Genomic DNA, 22,555 nt, shown 5'->3' with positions numbered 1-22,555 from the left:
TCAATCAAGCAACGTTGGCGTAAAGTTCTCTTGCCATGGCAATCCGTGTTTATTTAGGGCTTCCATAAATGGATCTGGATCAAATTCCTCAACGTTGTAAACGCCTGGCTTTTTCCAGAGACCTTTGATGATAAGCATGGCGCCGATCATGGCAGGAACACCAGTTGTGTAAGAAATGGCTTGGGAGCCAACCTCTGCATAACATTCCTCATGATCACAAACATTGTAAACATAATACGTTTTTGGTTTTCCATCTTTCACACCTTGGATGATGCAACCAATGTTTGTTTTGCCTTTTGTTCTTGGACCCAGAGAAGCCGGATCTGGCAAAATAGCCTTCAGGAATTGCAGTGGAATGATTTGTTGTCCTTCGTAATCAATAGGCTCGATCGAAGTCATGCCTACGTTTTGAAGTACATTCAAATGATTCAGATAATTGTCCGAGAACGTCATCCAGAAGCGGATTTTTTTCACGCCTTTAATATTCACTGCAAGAGATTCCAGTTCTTCATGGTACAAAAGATATATATTTTTCGGTCCAATTTCAGGAAGGTCGTATACCTTTTTCTCAGAAAGTGGCTCAGTTTCAATCCATTCTCCGTTTTCAAAGTAACGGCCCTTCGCCGTAATTTCACGAATATTGATTTCCGGATTAAAATTAGTTGCAAAAGGATATCCGTGGTCCCCTGCATTCGCATCCACAATATCAATCGTATGAATTTCATCAAAGTAGTGCTTTTGAGCATAAGCCGTAAATACTCCAGTCACGCCTGGATCAAAACCGCTGCCCAGCAGAGCTGTAATTCCTGCTTTTTCGAATCTTTCTTTGTAGGCCCATTGCCAGCTGTATTCAAACTTCGGCGTATCCGGCGGTTCATAGTTCGCCGTATCAACGTAATGAACACCTGTCTCAAGGCAAGCATCCATTATCGTCAAATCCTGATAAGGGAGAGCCACATTGATAACTACATCCGGTTGAAAGCTTCGAATCAAGTCAATGACCATGTCGGTGTTGTCAGCATCAAGCTGAGCCGTTTGAATCTTCGTACGACCTCCACCCAGCTTCTCTTTAAGCGCATCGCATTTCTCAACAGTTCTGCTTGCGATACAAATTTCTTCAAATACATCTGGGTTTTGGCAACATTTATGCACCACAACGCTGGCCACGCCACCGGCGCCAATAATCAATGCTTTTCCCAAAATAAATAACCTCCTTATTCCATACGCTAATCGCTAATCATTCTTGCAAACAAAATGATTATAAAGACATCCCACCAAATAATCAAGAAAAACGATAATTTGCTGTGTCAAAATTCACAGGAGCATGTCACAAAAACTTTACAAAACCCAAAATTAGGCATAAAACTCCGTAGAGTGAACAGAAAACAACTATTACCCCATACACCCCAGGGAAGTCAGCACACGTTTAACGGAAGTTTTTTTGAATATAATGCGCATAGCCCTAAAGAATTAATACTATCTTATTTCTAAACAAAAGACCACCCCTCCACATCCTATGGAGAAGATTCATGGGGTGGTAAAATGATGGGCTGATAGCGTAATGCCTCATCTACGATCTCTGCCGCACTCAAATCACGATCATCCCAGTAGATCAAATTACTGATCCCCGGATGGGGCGTATTTTGCTTCACTATGGTCAGCATACTGTCGATTTCCTCTTCTGTTCCCTCATCTCTGATGATTTTTTCCACTAACTCTATAAGCTCACTTCGTTCTAAACGGTCTAAATTTTGGAGTTCCTGGTTGGCTTGATCCAGACTCATATAATTGCCCTCCTTTGTATTGAGTATGATCGGCAATGTGTGGGCCCATCCCTTCTTCTGTAAGCGCTATATGATCTATCATGAAGCTTTAGGAAACGTTTATGATAAATAAAGCCGCTCCCAGTACGGGAACGGCTCTATATAGTAATAAAACTTGTTAAACCATGATTTTGCAAATATCGTTCGTGAATTCAACTGGATCTTGCAGTGGCAAGCCTTCGATCAGCAAAGCCTGATTATACAGTAATGCCGTATAGAGGTTTACTTTCTCCTTATCCTCGGCAAAAGCTTCTTTCAAAGAATTGAACACGGCATGGTTTATATTGATTTCCAGCACTTTATTCGCTTTGACATCAGCGTTATTAGGCATGGCGTTCAAGATTTTTTCCATCTCAATCGTCACCTCGCCGTCTGCGGACAGACATACCGGATGTGTCTTCAAGCGCTTAGAGGCTTTAACACTGGATACCTTGCCTTCCAGCAAGCCCTTCATGTACTCGAACAGCTCTTTGTTGTCGTTTTGTTCTGCTTCTGTTTCTTTCTCAGTTTCGTCAGGCTCAATGCCCAGATCGCCGCTTGATACAGATTTGAATTCTTTCTCTTTGTAGCTTAAGAGCATTTTAATAGCGAACTCATCAATATCATCAGTGAAGTACAGAATTTCGTAGCCTTTGTCAGCCACCATTTCGGTTTGCGGCAGTTTTTCAATACGCTCGTTGGACTCGCCGGAAGCATAATAGATATACTTTTGATCTTCTGGCATACGTGATACGTATTCGTCCAAAGTAACCTGCTTTTTCTCTGTAGAAGAGTAGAACATGAGCAGATCCTGCAGAGTTTCTTTATGTCTGCCGTAATCGTTGTAGACACCAAATTTCAATTGTCTGCCAAATGATTTGTAGAATTGATCATATTTCTCCCGGTCATTTTTGAGCAAGGTCAGCAATTGGCCTTTGATTTTGCTTTCGATATTTTTGGCAATCAGCTTCAGCTGACGGTCATGCTGCAGCATTTCTCTGGAAATGTTGAGTGACAAGCTTTCGGAGTCAACCATACCTTTGACAAAGCTAAAATAATCCGGCAGCAGATCAGGGGATTTTTCCATAATCAGCACACCGTTGGCATACAACTCCAGCCCTTTTTCATATTCCTTGGAGTAGAAATCAAACGGGATATTCTCAGGAATAAACAGAATAGCTTGGTACACTACCGCGCCGTCCGCGCTGACATGGATATGCTGGAGCGGCTTGTCGTAGCCATAGCGTTTTTCCGCATAGAAATTTTGATAATCCTCGTCGGTCAGCTCGCTTTTGTTTTTTCTCCAGATCGGAACCATGCTGTTGATACGCTGTTCTTCCTCGTAATCCTCAAACTCGTTGTCGCTTCCCTCTTTCAACCGCTTGCCTGTAATATCCATTTTAATCGGATAGCGGATAAAGTCGGAGTATTTTTTAATCAGTGCTTTTAAACGATACTCGTCCAAATATTCGTCGTAGGACTCATCTTCGGTGTTTGCTTTGATTTTCAGAACAATCTCGGTTCCGACCTCGTCCTTCTCAGCTGCCTCAATGGTATACCCGTCCGCACCTGTGGATTCCCATTTATATGCAGTATCGCTTCCCAAAGCCTTGGTAGTCACTGTAACCACATCTGCTACCATGAAAGCTGAATAGAAGCCGACGCCGAATTGACCGATGATGTCATGACCATCCTTGGATTCATTTTCATTTTTGAATGCCAGTGAGCCGCTTTTAGCAATAACACCCAGGTTATTTTCTAGTTCTTCCTTAGTCATACCAATCCCGGTATCACGCAGGGTTAGCGTTCTATTATCCTTATTGGCAGTTACTTTGATATAATAATTTTCTTTGTCAAAGACCAGTTGATCATCCGTCAATGCTTTATAATAAATTTTGTCAATCGCATCACTTGCATTGGAGATCAGCTCTCTTAGAAAAATTTCCTTTTGCGTGTAAATCGAGTTAATCATCATTTCGAGCAGACGCTTGGACTCAGCCTGAAACTGTTTTTTCTCCATTCGGATATCTCCTTTCAGATGTAAACCTATGTAAGGCCAGCAGATATGAGCTATGCAAACGATTCTACTTTGTTAGCACTCCCATCTTTCGAGTGCTAGCCTACCTTTTTTATAACATTCCTCATTTTTTATGTCAATATCTCGGTTGGCTGAGCAGTAAAATTACATTTTAGGAAATCGCTAGTGTCTAATGTGTTTAAACATCACGTTAAACATTTCGACAGAGGAGGGAAACAGCCCTTGTACATGGGGAAGCAGATTACTCCTGATCCGCAGCTCATCCTCATCCAAATGCTGTAGGTCCTCATGAAAGAACCAAACAATAGGATAATCGCCGTCCTTATGTCTGCTACCTACATTTAAACAAACGGGACCTTGGTCGTCCTCTGCTATTGCAAAAGGAATGTAGCCTGCTGACAGCAGAGGTGACCATTGATCGATCAAATCATAAAATGCCTTTAAGCCTTGACCTACAGGCAGACGCGGGAACTCAACAAACGTACAATCGCTCCAGTATACTCCCGGAATGGATTCATTATCGAATTGTAAAGATACATAATGGTAGGACATGATAAAACTCCTTAGCAGAGGCGGCAGCTCAAAATGGTATTTTTCCTCCATCTCCCGAATTTCCTGTTCAGTAATCTGTGAAGGGAGAGGCTTCCACTTGATCCATCCCTCCTCGTCGACATTCCCATCACGCATTTCAATCGGTACATTTTCTTCCACATCCATAAAAAAGGCTTCATCCATCTGTGCAAATAGTTCCTTCATAGATGTACGAATATCCGCTTTCTTGTCCATGTCCTCACACCTCTTTCCTCTCTATTCGCATTTTGCATCATGGGTTTATGCCAAATGCTCTCTATATGAAAATAGCATTGTATTCATGTGTTACTGCACTTTTAAGTTCAGCTTATCAGAACTTGCTTTTATCACCATTTGCGGAATATTAGTATTACCAGCGCAACGGCTCATAGTTACGCCAGATCATCCAACGTTCTGTCTCGTGAATTAGAGCGGTGCCAATGCTATATTCGTCCTTCGTGCTGCTCTGCAAATCAATCAAATGAAGCATACCACCATACGTTCCAACCGCCAACATGCCTTCATCGGGTGTAACTGCCAGCCCGGATATCGTACTGCCGACAAAATAGCGCCAAAGTTCACGCCCCTCCCTGTCAATCAGACGGAGATAACCGTAGGCATCACCCAAAATAGATCCTTGCGTCAGTGCTGTTGCAGCGTATACTCGCATTTCTTCATTTATCATCGGCCACTCTTCCTTATTCTGAGCAAGACCCTGATCCACCTCAGCAATCGACACTTGAATGGTGGCGCCGTTGTAGAAATGACAGGCATTGTACCAGACATTCAAATCATCTTTGGAAAATACAGCATAATGCGGATAACTAGAATTTGGCTCCAATGTATGCACCGTCTTATCGGACAGATCCATAAGCATATGCTCACTCATCTGGCTACCGTAAGCGATCCAGCGTCCATCCCTCGACACAGCTCCATGGGCCATATCCACAATCGTGTCTTCCAGCTCTAGTTCTCTTCGTTCAGACGTCTTGGGATGGATCAAATCCACCTGATCACCAGCCAACAAATAAACGCCGTAACCGCATACCAGCAGAACTCGCTGTCCATCGCCAAACGGAATCACTTCATCTAATATATCCTCTGGATGCTCTTCATCTCCCAAGCACTCCAAATCAGGAATGGATGCTTTTAAGCGTCCTTGTATATCCTTCCACTGAAAATGTGCTGTCTCTTCTCCTTGCAGATTTAAGTCCGGTTGACGAACAATACGAATCCCCTGTCCATCCACCAACGCAAAATAAGTCCCGTCTGGCGAACAGCCTACTCGATGCAGTCCGGGGATTTGCAAGATTCTATCTTTTCCCGCCACATAGATCATTCCACATTCCCGAGGATTGCCCGCATGTAGAATGACTTCATTGCCTCCATTCATAAAGGCTATCGGCCTAACGGCTTGCAAAGCCTCCTCAAACGCTGCTGTAAGCGGCCAGGATGCAGCCGGAATTTCCCGACGTAACTGCTCTGTTTCCTCTGCCTGATTTGCGTCCTGAATCATACGAAAAATATCTTCGGCCAGTTTGGAGCGTTCGTCTTGCTTTGGCTCTGGCTGCTCTTGCTGCCACTGACTTTCCATACCGATTCTGACAAATTCATTCACATCTGCAGCATACCTTTTTCCTTCCTGTCGCCACTTTGCTGCCATTTCATGATCCAACCAACTCATTCGCTTCCCCCATCCAGTGTATGTATGCCCCGTTCGATCTACAGGCTTGTTCATTCTGCTAGGTGGTTTCTCACCTTTGTCAGCACAGACCACAGGTCTGTCACTGCCTTCACCTCTTCATAGTCCAGATAGGCATCGTGCTTGTCATAGTATTTTACCGCTATAATCACCATCTGAAGCGTCACTGGCTGTCCAGCAGCCTTAAGGACTTCCACAATACTTTCGAAGGTCGCCAACTCAAACCAGGTTTGAACCTGACGATCTGGCACCCACTTGGGAATAGACTCGTCATGTTCGTTGGTTACGGCTGTACCCTCCTCTGCACATTCCTCTAGCCAATGCTCATCCCAATAATAAATCGGTGTGTGAACAGGGTCCTGATCCAATTGATCTACATTCACATATAACCAGTTATTATGCAGTTGCCCCACGCTATGCACCAATTCCTGCAATCCTTCAAACACACGATAAGACGGGCGCTCTCTGCGACGGTAATCCTCAAGTCTCGTCTCATACCTGCTCATCCCCAGCCACCCCGCTTCCTATATCAGTTAAACACTCAACATTCGTATAACATACATTTACAACTCACAAAATCCGATATAACTACAAGCACCTCGTAAAGTGTCAAGACTACATAAGGAGATTGATCTATTCATGAAAAGAATCACCGCACTTGTTATCCTGTCCTTGCTATTACTTGTAACCCCGATCTACGCTGCTGCCCCAGCACCTATGCTGGTCTATGTGGATCAAAGTAACCACTCCTTCATCCCGCTCCGTCTCCTGAACAGCTATGAAGGGATCACACTCAACATGACTGCCGCGGACAAAAAAATAGAAATCGCGCAAGGCAATACCCGGATCACATTATTCACCGGACAATCTACCGCCAAAGTGAATGACCAGACGGTCCGTTTGCAAAACGCTCCTTTTACCGATAATGGTTCGACCTATGTACCCTTGCAGTTCGTCAGCCAATATCTAAACCTGCAAGTCTCATGGCAAAAGGAAACCTCAGCTGTACGCATTAAGCAGGGTACAACGTCCGTCACGCTTCCGGTACTTACTGGTAAGCTACCCGGAAATACTCCCCCCATTACAACGGCTCATAAAAGCTTCAAGGTCGGGTCTCGTACCTTTTCCGCTAAGGTGGTCACCATCTCTATGCTCCATCCCAAGGTAAGCCTAGACGTGGCTCTAGCAGGCGATACCATTGGTAAAGTGGAAGACTTAAGCAGTCTCGCTAAACGTAATCAAGCGGTTGTAGCCATAAACGGTACATTCTTTGATGCCTATACCAAAAGCTCCTACAAAACGCCTTACGGCTACCTGGTCAGCCATGGAAAGATGTTGAAAAAGAGCTCCGGCGACCAACGGACGGTCTTCACCTACGATGCTAACCATTTATCCGAGCTGGTGTCAGGTTCTGCCTTTGAACAACGCTTAAGTCAAGGCAGCGTCGAAGGTGCTCTTCAAGCTGGACCTCGTCTGGTTACGAACGGTCAGGTTTCCCTAAATGTCAAAGCCGAAGGCTTCTAGGACCCTAAAATATTAACAGGCGGCGGCGCCCGCAGCGCACTCGGAATGAGTCGGGATCATAAGCTGATCCTCCTGACCACAAGCGGAGCGACCATTCCGCAGCTCGCCCAAATGATGAAGCAGGCCGGCGCTTATCAGGCCATGAATCTGGACGGCGGTGCTTCCAGCGGGCTGTATTACAACGGCTCCTATCTCACCACACCCGGCCGCCAAATCAGCAATGCCATTATTGTAAAGTATCAATAGACGGATTAAGGGCTGTCTTCACGGATCTGTAAGCCGTGGGGATAGCCTTTTTCCATTTCCTCTAGCTTCGGTTGTTCCTGCTTCCACCTGTTCAAGCGGCATGTATGGCCGTCACGTATTGATCCTGCAATCTACAATCGAATCAGATCTGTAAAGCTATTGCTGCCTTCGCTTCCTTTTTTTATAGAAAGGTAAATACGGTTGTCTTCTCTGCTTGCCATGCATTCATAAAGTCCCGGTTGCAAAGAAAGGAACATCCCTCCCCATACACACTCAGGCTCCAGCCCACCACTTGTGGCTTCCTCCCCTGCTCCAATAAATAGGTTGCCTGAGGGAACCTTCAAAAACAGCCGCACAGCAGGCTTGTCGATATGATCTGTCATCACAACCTCATACGTTCCGTCCGCTCCCAGATTCAAAAAAGCAACATTTCCTTTGTTCAACTCGCCCAGCTCGTCCTCTTCAATGGACCACCAATCCGGCTCATCGTTCAAGCGATGCTTCAGAGCTTGCGTATCAAATAGGCAAAGAGTCGCCGTATCTGTTGTAAATTGAAATGGATTGCTTGCCGTATTCATCATGCGACCCTCCTAATTTCCGTCAGCGAATTTCCGTTTTTTCACGTCTTCCGCTATCCGTATTGCTATATACTAGAGGGAATATCTCCCTGTATGTAAAGTATAACAATGCTTGCAGGGCCAGACAACATACTAGAGCTACCATCCATTTTGCATAAAAAGCCCTCCCTCACGATGTCGCGAAAGAAGGCCGATTTGTGGATTTAAGCAATACTAATCTGCTGTTAGATCAGAAAAGACTTAGTAATAATTACCAACAAAATGAACAATACCAAAATTGCACCTGTGGATGTCCATGCTCCACCGTAACCTACTTCACCCATGTCTGAATCCCTCCTTGCGTTAAAGCATACTCTTATCTTATGAAGAAAAGCGGATACCGACAGGGCGGATTGGCAAGTTTATTTGCCATGGAGGGCCCTCTCAGAAAATGGACTGATACGTCTCGGACGGATCGCTGATCACTCGGGATGACAACTGGCAGAGAATGTCGTCCGTTCTTCGCAGTAGCCTGCTCACATCCTTTCGCTTCATCTTTTGAAGGAGCGGAGTTTCTAACTGGGCTGAAAGAAATTGAGTGGTGCCTATAAATACGACAACATCCAATCCCGGGCTGGTATCAGTATGTAATAAGTGCAGCAGATCCGTCATGGACAGGAATCCCGGAGGGAAAAGGCTGTTGGTTTCTTTCATATATAGTGCTTTTAACATAGAGGTCAAAGCCCAGTCACATAGGATAATGCAGCATTGGACTTGATTGTGCTTGTACAGGATTTGGGCTAGTTTCATGTGGTATTGTGATAGAGTTTGAAAATCAGTTATTGAATGATGTAGGTGTTGTGAGGATCTGGACGATTGTGTGGGACTTGGAATACAGGTAGAAAGAGCTTCTTTCATATCTATTCCTCCAGAGAATTTCAATATTTGTCTTATTATACTCCAAAATAATACTTATAGATATTATTATTATTTATTATATTCATTATTCAATGTTTTCGTTTGGATATCTTGTCTACACTTTTAGAATAGTGAGGTGTAGACGATGGAAGATAAAGAAGTTCTTAAATTAGTGGGTGCCAGAATACGTGCTTTGCGAAAAGAAAAAGGATTGTCTCAGGAGTCGCTTGGGGAAAAAGGTGGATTCCATTTTTCATACATAGGGCAGATTGAGCGTGGAGAAAAAAACGTATCTTTAATAAATATAGCTAAAATTGCTAATGCACTGGATGTTAATTTGATTCAGCTTTTTGCTTATGTAAATGAGGATATTAAGGTTACAAAACATGAAACTGATATACAAGAAATCGTAAAAATACTCCAAAAATCGAGTCCAGAGAAAGTACGCTTGGCGAGGAATGTGATACGGGAGATTACAAAATAAAAGGATTTTTTAGCAAAAATAAAGGAGCCACCTTTAGTTAACAAGGCAGTTCCTATTGCACTATTGTTTTACGTAAGTTCAATACCCTATCGAACATTAAAATAACATATATATATCCAGTATTATCTTAATTTCAAGTTTCTTATATAAAAGCGCGAACCGAATCGAATACGAAATTGCAAAGGATTTCCCGCCATTATGAAATTATTGGCTTCTAGGTAGTTTCTTGCGGTCATTCAATTTAAATTTTCTTTTTACCCTTTTTGTGGGCAATACCATACGAACATTTTTTAGCTTCGCTTTTCTTTGAGCACTATTTGTAATAAGGTTGACTGTGAAGTTCACGAAACCGCGTTGGATGTTAAGTGTTTTAAAACCAACTCTTCTGCAATTATTGCATAGATTACCATTAATATTCCAGATCCAACATCCACTGAAGTTATAATTAGGAACATGTATGGGGAAACTACCTGACCACACAAGATTTCTTGATACGCTCTCAGCGTAATAATATATTGTTCTATCCCCTACGTTGCCAGTAACAACTTCCCTCGTTTGACCAGGCGCCAAACGGTACCAGGTAGACAATATACCAGTTTGTCCCACAAAGACAAACCCACACCTACTCGCGTGATAGAAAATGGCTACCTGTACGGTAGAATTGGTGCTGTTTCGAAAATAAAGACTCATTTTTTTGTCACTCCCTCTTAATACCATTCTACAATCCATTGTATGCAAGAGTTGTAAATAGGAAGTGGACAAACATAAAAGAGTCTTAGCCTTTTTTAGGATACTCAGAGATTATGCTTTTTTAGAGTTTCCCGCCATCAGTTTGGCGAAACCATATGACCATGTTGTTAATGTTATAGAATTCAATCAAAAGAAAACCCCCACCTAATCTTGTAAAGATCAAAAAACACGTCCATATATGACGTGTTTTTCAATAAAATATTTTTAACTAATAGAACCTTTTAAATATCCTAAACCAAACCTTACTTCCAAATCTCGTCCGCAATCTCTTTAATGAAAGCAAGCTTTTTCCACTGCTGCTCTTCTGTCAGAATATTGCCCTCTTCTGTCGAAGCAAAGCCGCATTGTGGGCTGAGGCAGATGTGGTTGATGTCGACGAATTGAGTCGCTTCCTTAATGCGATTAATGACCGTCTGCTTGTCTTCCAGTTCACCCGTTTTGGAGGAAACGAGACCCAGTACGACCTGCTTTTGATCTTTCAGATGCTTAAGCGGTGTGAAATCGCCTGCACGGTCGGTATCGAATTCGAGATAGTAGCCGTCGATGTTGTCGATGCCGAACAGGGTTTCGGCTACAGGCTCATAGCCGCCAGAAGATGCCCAGGTGGAATGGTAGTTACCACGGCATACGTGGGTCGTAACGACCAAATCGGCTGGAAGATCCTTCACCGTTTCCTGATTCACGCGAGCGAATAGCTTTTTGGTATCTTCCACATTCTCACCCGCATGCTGTCTAGCTTCCCAATAGTTTTTATCACAGAGCATACCCCATGTGCAATCATCCAGTTGCAAGCTGCGGCAACCCTCATTGTACAACGCTTGAATCACGGATTTGTAGGCTTTGGCGATATCCGTCACCAGTTCATCCAGATTGCTGTAATACGTATCGGTTGTTTCTTTATTCTCTCCGCGCAATAGCTCGGCCAGGAACTGTGCAGGTGCCGGGATCGTTTGGCGTGCGATCGCATCCTCACCTGCTACTTGCTTCAGGAATTTGAAATCTTCAATGAAAGGATGACGGGAATGTCCGATTTTACCGGACAAGCGTGCGGTTTCCGCTCTTGTTTCCACACCTTGGAATTGGTAGCCGTTCGAAAGCTGTACCTTTTCCACACCGTCCAGACCCCACATAAAATCAAGATGCCACCAAGAGCGTCTGAATTCACCGTCCGTCACGGCTTGAAGTCCTACGGATTTTTGCTTTTCCACTAGCTTGATAATTTCGTTATCTTCAATTTGTTTCAGCTCGTCCGCAGAGATTTCATTATTTTGAAATTGAATTCTGGCGTCTTTAATCGCTTGCGGGCGCAAAAAGCTGCCGACCATATCATGTCTAAAAGGGGTCACTTTACGTTGGGATGCATTATCAAGGATGCTGCTCATTAGGGTTATCTCCTTTTTCGCTTCTATAGTGAAGTTCTTGTAAGAAAGATAACATACATTTTCAGTTATAAGGTAACTCCAATAAACTATAGCTAGTTATAGCCTAGGGCTATACCCAACTTTTTATTCCCCTATCGCCTCATGCAGCGCTTCTACATAGACAGTGGCCAGCTTGGAGAGCGCAGCATTTTTATGGCAAATCCATCCCACATTAATAGACTCATCACATTCCAGAGGGACGGAAATAATGTCGTTACCGTTCAGATCGGCACTGATCACTCCGGTAGAAATGGTATAGCCGTTCAACCCAATGAGCAGATTAAAAAGGGTCGCCCGGTCATGGACGCGAATGCTTTTGGGATGCGATAACGTACTGAGAATCTCCTCGGAAAAGTGAAAGGAATTGTACTCCCCTTGCTCAAAGGACAAATACGGATACGGATAAAGCTGGTCAATGGTCACGATGGACTGTTGGGATAGCGGATTATTGGCACTGATAAAAATATGTGGCTTGGCCGTAAACAGGCTGTTGAATTGTAGATTCGCATCTTTTAGCAGCTTGTTAATGACCTTGGCGTTAAATTCGTTCAGATACAGGATTCCGATCTCACTGCGCAGGCTTTTGACATCCTGTATGATTTCATGGGTTTTGGTCTCTCGCAAAGCCAATTCATACTCTTCTTGACCATATTGATTCACCAGATTCACAAATGCATTTACGGCAAAAGCGTAATGCTGCGTGGACACAGCAAAATGCTGTGGTGTAGGCTTGGCATCCAGATAGCGACTTTCCAGCAGCTCCGCCTGCTCAACGACCTGACGTGCATAACCGAGGAATTCCACGCCTTCCTTGGACAAAGAAATCCCCTTATTGGTACGCTCAAAAATGGTGATATGAATTTCTTCCTCCAGATCACGAATCGCGTTCGACAGACTGGGCTGGGAAATGAACAACCGCTTTGCCGCCTCATTCATGGAACCGCGATTGGCAACCTCAATGACATATTTTAATTGTTGTAGGGTCAATGCATGATGTCCTTTCCGTTTGTGTTTCTTCTATTATATAATACATGCCCATGCTCCTGAAAAAGGGAATTTAAAAATACCCCCTCAAAATGGTAACATCCATTTCAAGGAGGTGCTTTTTCACGGCGGCTTTAATTAACGAATTTCACCGTTTGTGGAGATCAGCTTTTGATACCAATAAAAGCTTTGTTTACGAATACGACGCAGATCCTTGAGATCAAACTCCTCACGATCCACATAGATAAACCCGTAACGCTTGCTGGAGCCTTGATGGGTACTCACCAGATCAATTGCAGACCACGGACAGAAGCCGAATACGTCTACACCATCTGTAATAGCAAATTGAATCTGCTCAATATGTTTCTTGAAAAAGTCAATACGATAAGGGTCATTCACTACATCCCCTTCTTCCAGCTTGTCAAAAGCGCCCAAGCCGTTCTCTGTCACGATCAAAGGCAAGTGGTAGCGAGAATAAATTTGGCGTAACGTGGATCTAAAACCGACCGGATCAATCTCCCAACCAAACTCCGTCGTTTGCAGATTGGGGTTAACGGAACCTCGATATGCTCCGGGTTCACCCACAATTTCATGCTGATCTCCTGTATGTGAAAAATCATTCCCGTCATCTAAACTTTCTCCTACGGTTTGAGAGGTATAATAATTAAATGCGATAAAGTCCGGGTTCCCCTTCGCTAATATATTCATATCCCCTTCTTCAATGACAGGCTCATAGCCTTTCTCGACCAAATAGCTCCAGGCAATATGGTTGTATCGGCCAAACACAGCCATATCCAGATAGAGCCAGTTGCGAATGGCTGCATAGTTGTCCGCCGCCAGCGTATCTTCAGGCTTGGAACTGGCTGGATAAATGACCCCAATATTCGGTGCTGGTCCAATTTTCGCATCAGGCAGCATCTCGTGGCACAATACCATGGCTTTCGCCTGGGCTACTAACATATGATGATTTTGTTGGTACAGTACCTTTTGCGGATTTTCCAGACTTGCATCTAATGTGCCAATAGAACCGGGATGGAGAATCAGCATGTTCTGCTCATTAATGGTTAACCAATATTTCACCCTGTCTCCAAAGTTCTCAAACAATGTTTTGGCATACTGTTCGAAGGCATCAATCGTCTCCCTCTTCGACCAACCGCCTTGTTGTTCAAGAGCATAAGGCAGATCAAAATGATACATAGTAACAATCGGTTCAATGCCATACTTAATGAGTTCGTCAATCAATGAGCTGTAAAACGCAATTCCCTTCTCATTGACTTCACCGGCGCCTTGCGGATAGATGCGTGTCCAAGCAATCGAGAAGCGGTACGCCTTAAAGCCCATTTCAGCCATCAGAGCTACGTCTTCTTTGAACATATGGTAATGATCACTGGTTACCTTAAAATCAGTGACTCCTTCGACGTGATTAGCCATGTCAATGACAGAGGGGCCTTTTCCATCTTCGTCCCATGCACCCTCTACTTGATAAGCAGAAGTTGAACCACCCCAGAAAAAATTTTCAGGAAATGCCTTCAATTGATTATGTTTCATGCTATAGTCCCTCCAGTTATCGTTATATCCTTCTGAATTTGCAATTCATGAATGTGATGATAGGCTTTCCTGTATCACAGAACCAACGTTAGCAATACTTCATTTTTTTGAATTTGCTCCTGATTTGTCTCAAACACATCCACTTTATTTTTTGTAAGCGTGACGATGACAGGGGTCACGATTTCGTATCCTGCTTCTATAATCTGCTCCCTATCAAATTGGATTAACAAGTCCCCTTGTTTTACGATATCTCCTTCTTGAACGACTGGATTAAAATGCTTCCCTTTCAGCGCAACGGTATTAATTCCAATATGAATTAATATCTCCGTACCCGCCTTTGAAGTCAAGCCGATGGCGTGTCCTGTGGGAAACAGCGAGGTTACAACTCCATCTATAGGCGCTACGACCTCACCGACAGACGGCTCAATGGCTAAGCCTTTTCCCATCGCCCCTGTAGAAAATGCCGAATCATTCACTTGGCTCAATGGTATAGCCTTGCCTGTGATCGGGCTGTAGATCGTTTCTTTCTTGATGTCAACAGCCTTCGTTGCTGTAACAACAGGTTCTGGTTCTGCTGTTTTCACGGATTCAACTGTTTCCGGGGTCTCCTCCTTCACCTTGCTTTCATACCCAAAAATAAGGGTTAGTGCGGTTGCTGCCGCGAATGAGCAGGCAATGGCAATCACGTATAGCAAGGTTGGCGTATACACTGGAATCGCAAAAATGTTGTGAAACACATACGCCGTCATTTTCACTCCAAAATGTCCATTGATGGCACCGCCTAGAGCACCTGCGATAATGACAATCGGAATGACACGTTTATAGCGAAGCACCAGACCATACACAATCGGCTCTGTCACACCAGCCAGCAATCCTGTAATACTCGTGGAACCGGCAAGAGTTCTAAGTGTTTTATCTTTTCTCGCCTTCAGGAAGATACCAAATGCGACCCCAATTTGAGCAAATACAGCTGCTGCAGCCATCGCCTCAATCGGATCACCGCCAACACCGATATTTTGAATCGTGATCGGAGTAAAACCCCAGTGAAGTCCGAAGACGACCATAAAGGTCATAAAACCGCCAAGAACAATCCCTGACAAAATGCCACTTACACCGATTAACCATGTCACACCTGAAGAAATCCAATCTCCTACCCCTGTACCGAAAGGTCCAAAAGCCATCGCAGATAGCGGAACCATAATCATTAAAGCCAGCATCGGAACTAAAAATAGCTGTAAATCCTTAAGAATGATCTTCTTCAAAAACTTATCTACCAACGCATAGATGCTAATGGATATAAAAATCGGGAAAACACTGGCGGAGTAGTTCATCATGACCACCGGTATTCCTAAAAACGATACATCAGTGCCTTTGTCCATCAGCCCCGTAAAGTTGGGTTCCATGAGAGCCGCACCGATCACACCAGCTACATAAGGATTCGCCTTCAGCTTTATACCAAGCGTAATCCCCAGCAAAATAGGCAAGAAGTAAAACACAGCATTCCCTGCAGCAGACAGGATCATATAAGTATCACTTGTTGCAGACATCCATCCTAGCAAGGTCAAAACCGTCAGGAGTGCTTTTATCATTCCCGAGCCCGCCATCGCCGGAATTAACGGGGAGAAACTACCGGAAATGACTTCAAAGATTGTGGATATGACCGATGTTTTTTTACCACTGGATTCACTGGCTGCAGGGGAATTCGATCCAAAATCCCTGTTTTTCATGATCTCTGCATATACATAGGCAACATGGCTGCCAATAACAACTTGGAATTGTCCTCCGCTTTCAACAACGGTAATGATTCCCTCATGCTTCTCAAGCGCTTCTCTTTCGGCTTTTCGTGAATCCTTCAGGTCAAATCGGAGTCGTGTAGCACAATGGACAAGTCCATTGATATTTTCTTCTCCTCCAACGAGACATACGATGTCTTCGCCCATTTTCTTATGGTCCATGTTCATTCTCCTCTTGGGCAGATTGCCTGGAAACAAAAAAATACCTAAACGAAAGGCCTGCATGATCAAAGAAAATGATCACTGCCATTCATTTAGGTATCGCCTGCTTAACCAGTAACAATCCTTATATTTAAGTTGTGAGCCTACTATAAATCACTTAGAAATCGTTTGCAAGCTTTTTTTCTAAGAACTAGCTATATCATTTCTGGAGGTTACACGCTGTATATGAATCGTCAAATACACTTTTTCATCAATCGACATAGCACTTTCATGCTTTAACTCTAAATATTGATTGATTAATTGGGTGCATTGAAAAGCCTTCTCGTATTTATCTTTGACTTGGTCATACAAGAAATTATCCCCTGAAGCTAGTTGTTCTTGTTCATTGCTCAGCAATCGTTGGGCAAAGTACTGCAAATGAGTAATAAACCGGGAATAATTGAACGAAGTTTCATCCAGTGTAATCTCGTAGTAATCGGTTACAATGTTGAAAATGTCATCAATAATCTCGGTAATCTCAACCGTTTGTTTCATTCCCTGACCGTCTTGTCTTGCATTTACAAAATGCATAGCAATAAAGCTTGCTTCATGCTCATCCATTTGGATGCCAAATTGAGCATGGATGATGTCCAATGCGTTCATTCCGATCATAAATTCTTTTTTGTAAAATTTTTTAATTTGCCATAACAGTGAATTTTTAAGTCCTACGGATTTTCTGTATCGAGAGATGGCAAATTGAATATGGTCAATCAGAGAAATATAGATATTGTCACTAAAAATATCTCCCATTTCCTTTTTTGCGCTGCCTACAATTTCATCCGCCACCTTTAAATACTCTACAGATGTTTCCCCAATAAGATCTATTAATTTTTGTGGAATTTTATCGGACTTTAATACAAAGGTTTTTTCTATTTTGTCCTCATCGACCCTCTGGCCATTTTTCTTTTTAAAGCCTAGACCATTCCCTATGACAACAAATTCATGACCCACCTGATTTTCGACTCGGATAACATTGTTGTTAAAAATTTGCCGGATGATCATTTATCTGCTCACCTCATTGATGTAATGACAAAGTTTGTAATAACAAAAAAAAAACCAAATAACGACTAAATCAATTAGTCATTATTTGGGTATCGCCTGCTCACCAGTAACAATCCCGAAGGGCACTTCACCCCTCATTCAATTACTCTTACTATACCGCTTTCAATGCAGAATAACAATACAATCATGCCAAAAAACCGCCAAACACTCGGAATCCTTTGTGCTTAGCAGTTTTTTAGGTTCATGCTTAACTTTCTTGCTCTTTGCAAAACACCTCTTTGGCAACCTGAATGGCTGAGGCTGCCCGGGGCCATCCTACATAAAAGGCAAGCTGTGTAATGACTTCAACCAGTTCTTCCTCCGAAATCCCGTTTTCCTTGGCCAGGTTCAGATGATAAGGAAGTTGATTCACATGCTCACCCGCCACCAGAGCAGCAACTGTAATAAAACTCCGTTCCCTAAGAGACAACTCACTTCTTCTCCATACATCTCCAAAAAGAACATCCTCCGTATAGGTTACAAAAGCGGGTGCAAAATCACCTATCGTTTCCCGAACACTCGATTTGATTAATTTATGCTTCATACAATCATCTGGGCAAGTCCATTGCCAAAGGACCAATCCTCTAATTCAGTCTCTACCAGTGTCACAAAAACATCCTCCGGTCGGACTTTACATTCAATAGAGATGAGTTCGGCTAATCTTTGGTAAAAATCCTTTTTTTGTTCCGTAGTTCTACCCGATCCCATCGTAATTTGGATGTACAGCAACTTGTCTGTTCTGGATACATTCAAATAATCAGGACTATAATAAAACTCGCTTTGCTTATGAGCATGAAAAGCCTGAAAGTAATCTTTTTCCGGAACCTGAAAATGTTCGATCAAAGCATTCATGATACAGCAGCTAATGTCAGACAGCTCTTGCTCTGTGTATTGTTGCTCCATGTAGCCAACTCGTACAAATGGCATGTTCATCTCTCCTATCCGTTGGGATAAGATGATTGTACTCCCCTTACTTTCATCTGTATAATTGAAAATAATCATAAATATATTCAATTTCATCGATGGAGATGAGCAAGCGTGGATCTGAAAGAATTAACTACATTTCGTACCATAATCGAAGAAGGAACGTTTTCAAAAGCTGCTGTCAAATTAAACTACGCTCAGTCTACAGTCACGAACCAAATCCAGAGGCTTGAAAAAGAGCTGGGATTTCAACTTTTTAAAAGGGGTTGGGATGCGGAGTTAACGTCCCCGGGCAAACTATATGCCGAGGAGATAGACGGACTTATTCAGCATTGGAATTTTGTAATGGACCAGGCGAAGTCGCTGAAAAAGGAGGAGATCGGCACGCTCCATATCGGTGTGCTTGAAACGGTAGCGGCTACCTTACTCCCCTTGGCTCTGCAGCAGTTTCGAGAGCATAAACCGAATATTACATGTCATTTTACAGTTGGAAACACGGATGCACTCGCACATGCTTTGGTGGATGGTAAGCTGGATTTTGCTATCTCTGGGGAACCTCACTCCATTCCTTCTTTACACTTTGAATCCATATATCACGAACACATCGCCTTTATTGTGTCCCGTAATCATCCCTTCGCGGCAAAAAGTGAGCTTCAGCTCGAAGATCTGTACGCGTATCCGCTTATCGTCGGAGGTAAGAACTGCTTGTACCATATACGACTGGAGAAAGAGCTTTCACACTTCCCGTCGATGCCGTTTTTTTATACTGTCAGTCAAATCTCGTCGATCCCCACGTTCGTAAAAACGATTCCTTCAGTTGGAGTGGTTCTATCGTCAATGCCTTTGCCGGAGGAACTGGTCACCGTCCCCCTCCAGTTAACAGACCCTAATATTGCCGTTGGACTATTACAAAACAACCATCACCAGCAGTATATGTCTTCGGCCCGAAAGCTATTTATACAGCTGGTTAAGGAGCTTTGCAGGCTATAGCATCTATGCAAGACTACTAATAAGTTATATCATCTTTGCATAAAGAAAAAGCCGCTAAACACTCAGAAACCTGGTGTTTAGCGGCTTTACTATTTTGAAGGCCTAAGAAAATGTGGCCCTCTCTTTATTTTTATACTCTTGTTGTCATACCTGTTATTTCGCTTCAAGCGGTTTTTTCCACAGTCCCAGAATGAGCGCGGAAATTACGGAACCAATCACCACTGCAAGCAAGAACAGCAAAGCATGATTGGCAAGAGCTGCTACAAAAATTCCGCCATGTGGAGCTGGAAGATTGATTTGCCAGAACTGCGTCAGACCACCAGCAATCGCTGAACCTACAATACAAGAGGTTAAGACACGCAGAGGATCAGCAGCTGCGAATGGAATGGCTCCTTCCGTAATGAAGGACAATCCAAGTACATAGTTCGTCAAGCCAGACTTGCGCTCTTGCTCAGTAAACTTATTTTTGAAGAACGTCGAAGCTAATGCGATTGCCAGCGGAGGTACCATGCCGCCCGCCATAACAGCCGCCATCATAGCTCCGTTCGTGTTACCACTGGAAGTAAAGACACCGATCGAAAATGCGTAAGCTGCCTTGTTGAAAGGTCCACCCATGTCAATCGACATCATTCCGCCCAGGATCAGACCCAAAATAACTGCATTACCTGTTCCTAAATTGTTCAGAACGTTGACAAGCCACGTATTAATACCACCGAAAATTGGATCAAACAGGTAGAACATAATCGCGCCTGTAATTAGGAGTCCGAATACCGGGTATAACAAGATTGGTTTTAAACCATCCAGCGTTTTTGGTAGACCTGCAAAAGCTTTACGCAGGAAGATCACCACATAACCAGCCAGAAAACCTGCTGCCAGACCGCCAAGGAAACCTGCATTGGAGTTTACAGCCATCAGACCCCCAACCATACCTGGCATCAGTGCCGGGCGGTCTCCAATACTCATCGCGATAAATCCGGCCAGTATCGGAATCAGGAAGTGGAACGCACCTGTTCCGCCGCCAATCGTTTGTAACAGTTGGAAGAATACATTATCTTCTCCCGCTACCTGTTCAATCAAGAAGGAAATGGCTAGCAAGATCCCCCCGCCTACAACGAATGGTAGCATATGAGAAATACCGTTCATTAAATCCTTGTAGATTTTGCTGCCTACGCTGCTCTTCTCCGCTTTCGACTCTTCAGCGCTGCCTTTACCTTCACTACGATAAATTGGCGCATCGCCGTTCAGCGCTTTGCGGATCAGTTCCTCAGATTTACGAATACCGTCACTTACCGGTCTTTGTAATACAGGTTTACCGTCAAATCTGGCCATTTCAACCTTCTTGTCAGCTGCGACGATTACTCCTTTGGCACGACGAATTTCATCCGCTGTCAGTACGTTTTGTGCGCCTTCCGAGCCATTCGTCTCTACACGGATATTTACACCCATTTCTTTCGCTTTCTTAATAAGAGCATCTTCAGCCATAAACGTGTGTGCAATGCCTGTAGGACAAGCGGTCACTGCAACCACAAACTCGTCAGAATTCGGATTGCCAACGATAACGTCTGGCGTTTGCTGCGCTTTGGCTGCCTCTTTCTTAGCCTCTTTTGCTTTTTTGGCAGCTTCTTCTTCCGCCTGCTTGGTATCAAACAACACAGATACTTCATCCGGTGTTTGCGTTTTCATAAGGTTCCCGATAAAATCGGTATCAATTAAGAGCCGGGAAAGGGCTGCCAATGTGCGAAGATGCGTATTTGCTGCTCCCTCTGGAGCCGCAATCATAAAGAACACTTTTGCCGGCTCACCGTCCAACGATTCGAATTCTACGCCTTTACTGCTTTTGGCGAAAACGACAGTCGCTTCATTCACAGCTTTGGTCTTGGCATGCGGCATCGCAATGCCGCCGCCGATTCCAGTGCTGGACTCTGCTTCACGTTTGTAAATCATTTCTTTAAACAAGGCACGGTCATTAATACGTCCACTTGCTTCAAGGCTAGCAATGAGTTCCTCAATCGCTTCGTCTTTTGTCGTCGCCTGCAGGTCCATGATCATCGTTTCTTTAATCATCAGGTCTGTTATTCTCATTTTTCACACTCTCCTAAGTTCGGTCAGCGTGTCGATACACGCATAATAAGCTCATGATGCAGCCGGATTACCGTTTTGAAATCGTGACTTGCGGCCGTAATTGTTCAATTTTCTCTCTAGTAGCCAGATCATCGGAAAACGCAGTTGCGCTTCCGGATGCCACTCCTGCACGGAATGCTTCGATCGGATCGCCATGAAGAGCCAGCGTACCCACGAATCCAGCAATCATTGAATCACCTGCGCCTACAGAATTTTTAACCGTTCCTGCTGGTACATTTGCGTGATACACTTCATCTGCCGTAATGAACAAAGCCCCTTCTCCTGCCATGGAAATCAGTACATTTTTTGCACCTGCTTCCAGCAGCTTACGACCGTAAGTGACGATCTCCTCCTTTGAATGAATAGTTACGCCAAACAACTCAGCCAACTCGTGGTGATTTGGCTTGATGAGCAGCGGTTTATGAACCAGTGCTTTCATCAGCGCCTCACCTGTGGTGTCGATGACGAATTCAGCCCCAGTTTGCTGGCATACGCTAATCAGCCGATCATAGAAGTCTCCTCCAAGTGACGGCGGGATACTTCCCGACAAGACGACAATGTCATTTTTCTGGAGTGCGGCCAGCTTTTGCACCAACGCATCGGCCTCTTGCTCACGAATCACAGGTCCCAAACCGTTAATTTCCGTTTCATCGCCATGCTTGAGTTTAATGTTAATCCGTGTGTCATCTTCGATCATTACAAAATCAGTTTTAATGGATTCTTCCCGCAATGTATCGTCGATAAACCTGCCTGTGAATCCTCCTAGAAAGCCGATCGCCGTGCTATCTGCTCCCAGCTGGTTTAGTACACGTGATACATTAATTCCTTTACCACCTGGCAATTTCAAATCACGTTTCATCCGGTTCAAATCACCAAGCTTCAAATCGTCAACTTCCACGATATAATCAATGGAAGGGTTCAGCGTTACTGTATATATCATT

At 43.8% G+C, this 22,555-nt stretch carries 21 protein-coding genes and 1 pseudogene; 3 read left to right on the top strand and 19 right to left on the bottom strand.

Annotated features, from left to right (window positions below; genetic code table 11):
• From MKY98_RS09015 to MKY98_RS08990, 6 genes are all read right to left on the bottom strand, one after another.
• Entirely contained in the window at nt 1-1,200 is a 1,200-nt protein-coding gene (locus tag MKY98_RS09015) for a saccharopine dehydrogenase family protein (RefSeq protein ID WP_016819676.1), read from the bottom strand.
• Nucleotides 1,201-1,514: 314 nt separating this feature from the next.
• Entirely contained in the window at nt 1,515-1,784 is a 270-nt protein-coding gene (locus MKY98_RS09010; protein ID WP_069012172.1) for a bacteriocin immunity protein, read from the bottom strand.
• Nucleotides 1,785-1,941: 157 nt separating this feature from the next.
• A complete protein-coding gene (gene htpG, locus MKY98_RS09005; RefSeq protein WP_069012173.1) occupies nt 1,942-3,822 on the bottom strand; it encodes a molecular chaperone HtpG in 1,881 nt (626 codons plus the stop codon).
• A 180-nt stretch (nt 3,823-4,002) separates the two neighbouring features.
• Entirely contained in the window at nt 4,003-4,626 is a 624-nt protein-coding gene (locus MKY98_RS09000; protein ID WP_069012174.1) for an SMI1/KNR4 family protein, read from the bottom strand.
• Nucleotides 4,627-4,780: 154 nt separating this feature from the next.
• Nucleotides 4,781-6,094 carry a PQQ-binding-like beta-propeller repeat protein gene (locus MKY98_RS08995; protein ID WP_029516660.1) on the bottom strand — a complete coding sequence of 438 codons (1,314 nt, stop codon included), beginning with the start codon at nt 6,092-6,094 and terminating at the stop codon, nt 4,781-4,783.
• 50 nt (nt 6,095-6,144) lie between these two features.
• Nucleotides 6,145-6,618 carry a DUF7716 domain-containing protein gene (locus tag MKY98_RS08990; RefSeq protein ID WP_069012175.1) on the bottom strand — a complete coding sequence of 158 codons (474 nt, stop codon included), beginning with the start codon at nt 6,616-6,618 and terminating at the stop codon, nt 6,145-6,147.
• A gap of 133 nt (nt 6,619-6,751) precedes the next feature.
• Between MKY98_RS08990 and MKY98_RS08985 the strand changes: the two are divergent.
• A pseudogene (locus tag MKY98_RS08985) lies at nt 6,752-7,882 on the top strand (phosphodiester glycosidase family protein).
• A 131-nt stretch (nt 7,883-8,013) separates the two neighbouring features.
• On the opposite strand, the gene MKY98_RS08980 reads toward MKY98_RS08985, so the two are convergent.
• From MKY98_RS08980 to MKY98_RS08970, 3 genes are all read right to left on the bottom strand, one after another.
• The gene (locus MKY98_RS08980) at nt 8,014-8,463 is read right to left on the bottom strand and encodes a DUF6386 family protein (protein ID WP_069012177.1); all 450 of its coding nucleotides are present in this window, start codon (nt 8,461-8,463) and stop codon (nt 8,014-8,016) included.
• A gap of 221 nt (nt 8,464-8,684) precedes the next feature.
• Complete coding sequence (locus MKY98_RS08975; protein ID WP_014599622.1) at nt 8,685-8,783, bottom strand: hypothetical protein; 99 nt, start codon at nt 8,781-8,783, stop codon at nt 8,685-8,687.
• Nucleotides 8,784-8,883: 100 nt separating this feature from the next.
• Nucleotides 8,884-9,111 carry a hypothetical protein gene (locus MKY98_RS08970; protein WP_256026102.1) on the bottom strand — a complete coding sequence of 76 codons (228 nt, stop codon included), beginning with the start codon at nt 9,109-9,111 and terminating at the stop codon, nt 8,884-8,886.
• 391 nt (nt 9,112-9,502) lie between these two features.
• Here MKY98_RS08970 and MKY98_RS08965 point away from each other — a divergent pair, with 391 nt between their 5' ends.
• Entirely contained in the window at nt 9,503-9,841 is a 339-nt protein-coding gene (locus tag MKY98_RS08965; RefSeq protein WP_029516656.1) for a helix-turn-helix domain-containing protein, read from the top strand.
• 204 nt (nt 9,842-10,045) lie between these two features.
• Here MKY98_RS08965 and MKY98_RS27060 read toward each other — a convergent pair whose 3' ends face one another.
• The 8 genes from MKY98_RS27060 to MKY98_RS08930 form a co-directional block, all read right to left on the bottom strand.
• A complete protein-coding gene (locus tag MKY98_RS27060) occupies nt 10,046-10,531 on the bottom strand; it encodes a DUF1036 domain-containing protein (RefSeq protein ID WP_029516655.1) in 486 nt (161 codons plus the stop codon).
• A gap of 302 nt (nt 10,532-10,833) precedes the next feature.
• Nucleotides 10,834-11,973, bottom strand: a complete 1,140-nt coding sequence (locus MKY98_RS08960; RefSeq protein ID WP_069012179.1) for a 5-methyltetrahydropteroyltriglutamate--homocysteine S-methyltransferase — start codon at nt 11,971-11,973, stop codon at nt 10,834-10,836.
• Nucleotides 11,974-12,096: 123 nt separating this feature from the next.
• Nucleotides 12,097-12,999, bottom strand: a complete 903-nt coding sequence (locus MKY98_RS08955; RefSeq protein WP_029516653.1) for a LysR family transcriptional regulator — start codon at nt 12,997-12,999, stop codon at nt 12,097-12,099.
• Between the two features lie 135 nt (nt 13,000-13,134).
• Complete coding sequence (locus MKY98_RS08950) at nt 13,135-14,544, bottom strand: glycoside hydrolase family 1 protein (protein WP_069012180.1); 1,410 nt, start codon at nt 14,542-14,544, stop codon at nt 13,135-13,137.
• A 74-nt stretch (nt 14,545-14,618) separates the two neighbouring features.
• Nucleotides 14,619-16,499 carry a beta-glucoside-specific PTS transporter subunit IIABC gene (locus tag MKY98_RS08945; RefSeq protein WP_069012181.1) on the bottom strand — a complete coding sequence of 627 codons (1,881 nt, stop codon included), beginning with the start codon at nt 16,497-16,499 and terminating at the stop codon, nt 14,619-14,621.
• A 183-nt stretch (nt 16,500-16,682) separates the two neighbouring features.
• Nucleotides 16,683-17,540, bottom strand: coding sequence for a BglG family transcription antiterminator LicT (licT, locus tag MKY98_RS08940; protein WP_029516650.1), 858 nt, complete (start codon nt 17,538-17,540; stop codon nt 16,683-16,685).
• Nucleotides 17,541-17,787: 247 nt separating this feature from the next.
• Complete coding sequence (locus MKY98_RS08935) at nt 17,788-18,123, bottom strand: carboxymuconolactone decarboxylase family protein (protein ID WP_069012182.1); 336 nt, start codon at nt 18,121-18,123, stop codon at nt 17,788-17,790.
• Nucleotides 18,120-18,506, bottom strand: a complete 387-nt coding sequence (locus MKY98_RS08930; RefSeq protein ID WP_029516648.1) for a tautomerase family protein — start codon at nt 18,504-18,506, stop codon at nt 18,120-18,122. Before MKY98_RS08930 ends, MKY98_RS08935 begins: the two co-directional genes overlap by 4 nt.
• A gap of 111 nt (nt 18,507-18,617) precedes the next feature.
• On the opposite strand from MKY98_RS08930, the gene MKY98_RS08925 reads away from it, so the two are divergent.
• Nucleotides 18,618-19,493 (top strand): LysR family transcriptional regulator, encoded by an 876-nt coding sequence (locus tag MKY98_RS08925; protein ID WP_069012183.1) that lies wholly within the window; start codon nt 18,618-18,620, stop codon nt 19,491-19,493.
• Nucleotides 19,494-19,646: 153 nt separating this feature from the next.
• Here the strand turns inward: MKY98_RS08925 and MKY98_RS08920 are convergent, their stop codons facing one another.
• Nucleotides 19,647-21,575, bottom strand: a complete 1,929-nt coding sequence (locus MKY98_RS08920) for a PTS fructose transporter subunit IIABC (protein ID WP_029516646.1) — start codon at nt 21,573-21,575, stop codon at nt 19,647-19,649.
• 67 nt (nt 21,576-21,642) lie between these two features.
• Nucleotides 21,643-22,554 carry a 1-phosphofructokinase gene (gene pfkB / locus MKY98_RS08915; protein WP_029516645.1) on the bottom strand — a complete coding sequence of 304 codons (912 nt, stop codon included), beginning with the start codon at nt 22,552-22,554 and terminating at the stop codon, nt 21,643-21,645.
• Nucleotide 22,555 lies beyond the last annotated feature (1 nt).

It is taken from the genome of Paenibacillus sp. FSL M8-0228 (assembly GCF_038007385.1).
Classification (GTDB): Bacteria; Bacillota; Bacilli; order Paenibacillales; family Paenibacillaceae; genus Paenibacillus; species Paenibacillus polymyxa_D.
This window is presented reverse-complemented; position numbering and strand designations above follow the sequence as displayed.

Coding starts and splice junctions, on each gene's coding strand:
- MKY98_RS09010 (WP_069012172.1), bottom strand. CDS start 1,784: ATGAGTCTGGATCAAGCCAACCAGGAACTCCAAAATTTAGACCGTTTA.
- htpG (WP_069012173.1), bottom strand. CDS start 3,822: ATGGAGAAAAAACAGTTTCAGGCTGAGTCCAAGCGTCTGCTCGAAATG.
- MKY98_RS09000 (WP_069012174.1), bottom strand. CDS start 4,626: ATGGACAAGAAAGCGGATATTCGTACATCTATGAAGGAACTATTTGCA.
- MKY98_RS08995 (WP_029516660.1), bottom strand. CDS start 6,094: ATGAGTTGGTTGGATCATGAAATGGCAGCAAAGTGGCGACAGGAAGGA.
- MKY98_RS08990 (WP_069012175.1), bottom strand. CDS start 6,618: ATGAGCAGGTATGAGACGAGACTTGAGGATTACCGTCGCAGAGAGCGC.
- MKY98_RS08980 (WP_069012177.1), bottom strand. CDS start 8,463: ATGATGAATACGGCAAGCAATCCATTTCAATTTACAACAGATACGGCG.
- MKY98_RS08975 (WP_014599622.1), bottom strand. CDS start 8,783: ATGGGTGAAGTAGGTTACGGTGGAGCATGGACATCCACAGGTGCAATT.
- MKY98_RS08970 (WP_256026102.1), bottom strand. CDS start 9,111: ATGACGGATCTGCTGCACTTATTACATACTGATACCAGCCCGGGATTG.
- MKY98_RS08965 (WP_029516656.1), top strand. CDS start 9,503: ATGGAAGATAAAGAAGTTCTTAAATTAGTGGGTGCCAGAATACGTGCT.
- MKY98_RS27060 (WP_029516655.1), bottom strand. CDS start 10,531: ATGAGTCTTTATTTTCGAAACAGCACCAATTCTACCGTACAGGTAGCC.
- MKY98_RS08960 (WP_069012179.1), bottom strand. CDS start 11,973: ATGAGCAGCATCCTTGATAATGCATCCCAACGTAAAGTGACCCCTTTT.
- MKY98_RS08950 (WP_069012180.1), bottom strand. CDS start 14,544: ATGAAACATAATCAATTGAAGGCATTTCCTGAAAATTTTTTCTGGGGT.
- MKY98_RS08945 (WP_069012181.1), bottom strand. CDS start 16,499: ATGGACCATAAGAAAATGGGCGAAGACATCGTATGTCTCGTTGGAGGA.
- licT (WP_029516650.1), bottom strand. CDS start 17,540: ATGATCATCCGGCAAATTTTTAACAACAATGTTATCCGAGTCGAAAAT.
- MKY98_RS08935 (WP_069012182.1), bottom strand. CDS start 18,123: ATGAAGCATAAATTAATCAAATCGAGTGTTCGGGAAACGATAGGTGAT.
- MKY98_RS08930 (WP_029516648.1), bottom strand. CDS start 18,506: ATGCCATTTGTACGAGTTGGCTACATGGAGCAACAATACACAGAGCAA.
- MKY98_RS08920 (WP_029516646.1), bottom strand. CDS start 21,575: ATGAGAATAACAGACCTGATGATTAAAGAAACGATGATCATGGACCTG.
- pfkB (WP_029516645.1), bottom strand. CDS start 22,554: ATGATATATACAGTAACGCTGAACCCTTCCATTGATTATATCGTGGAA.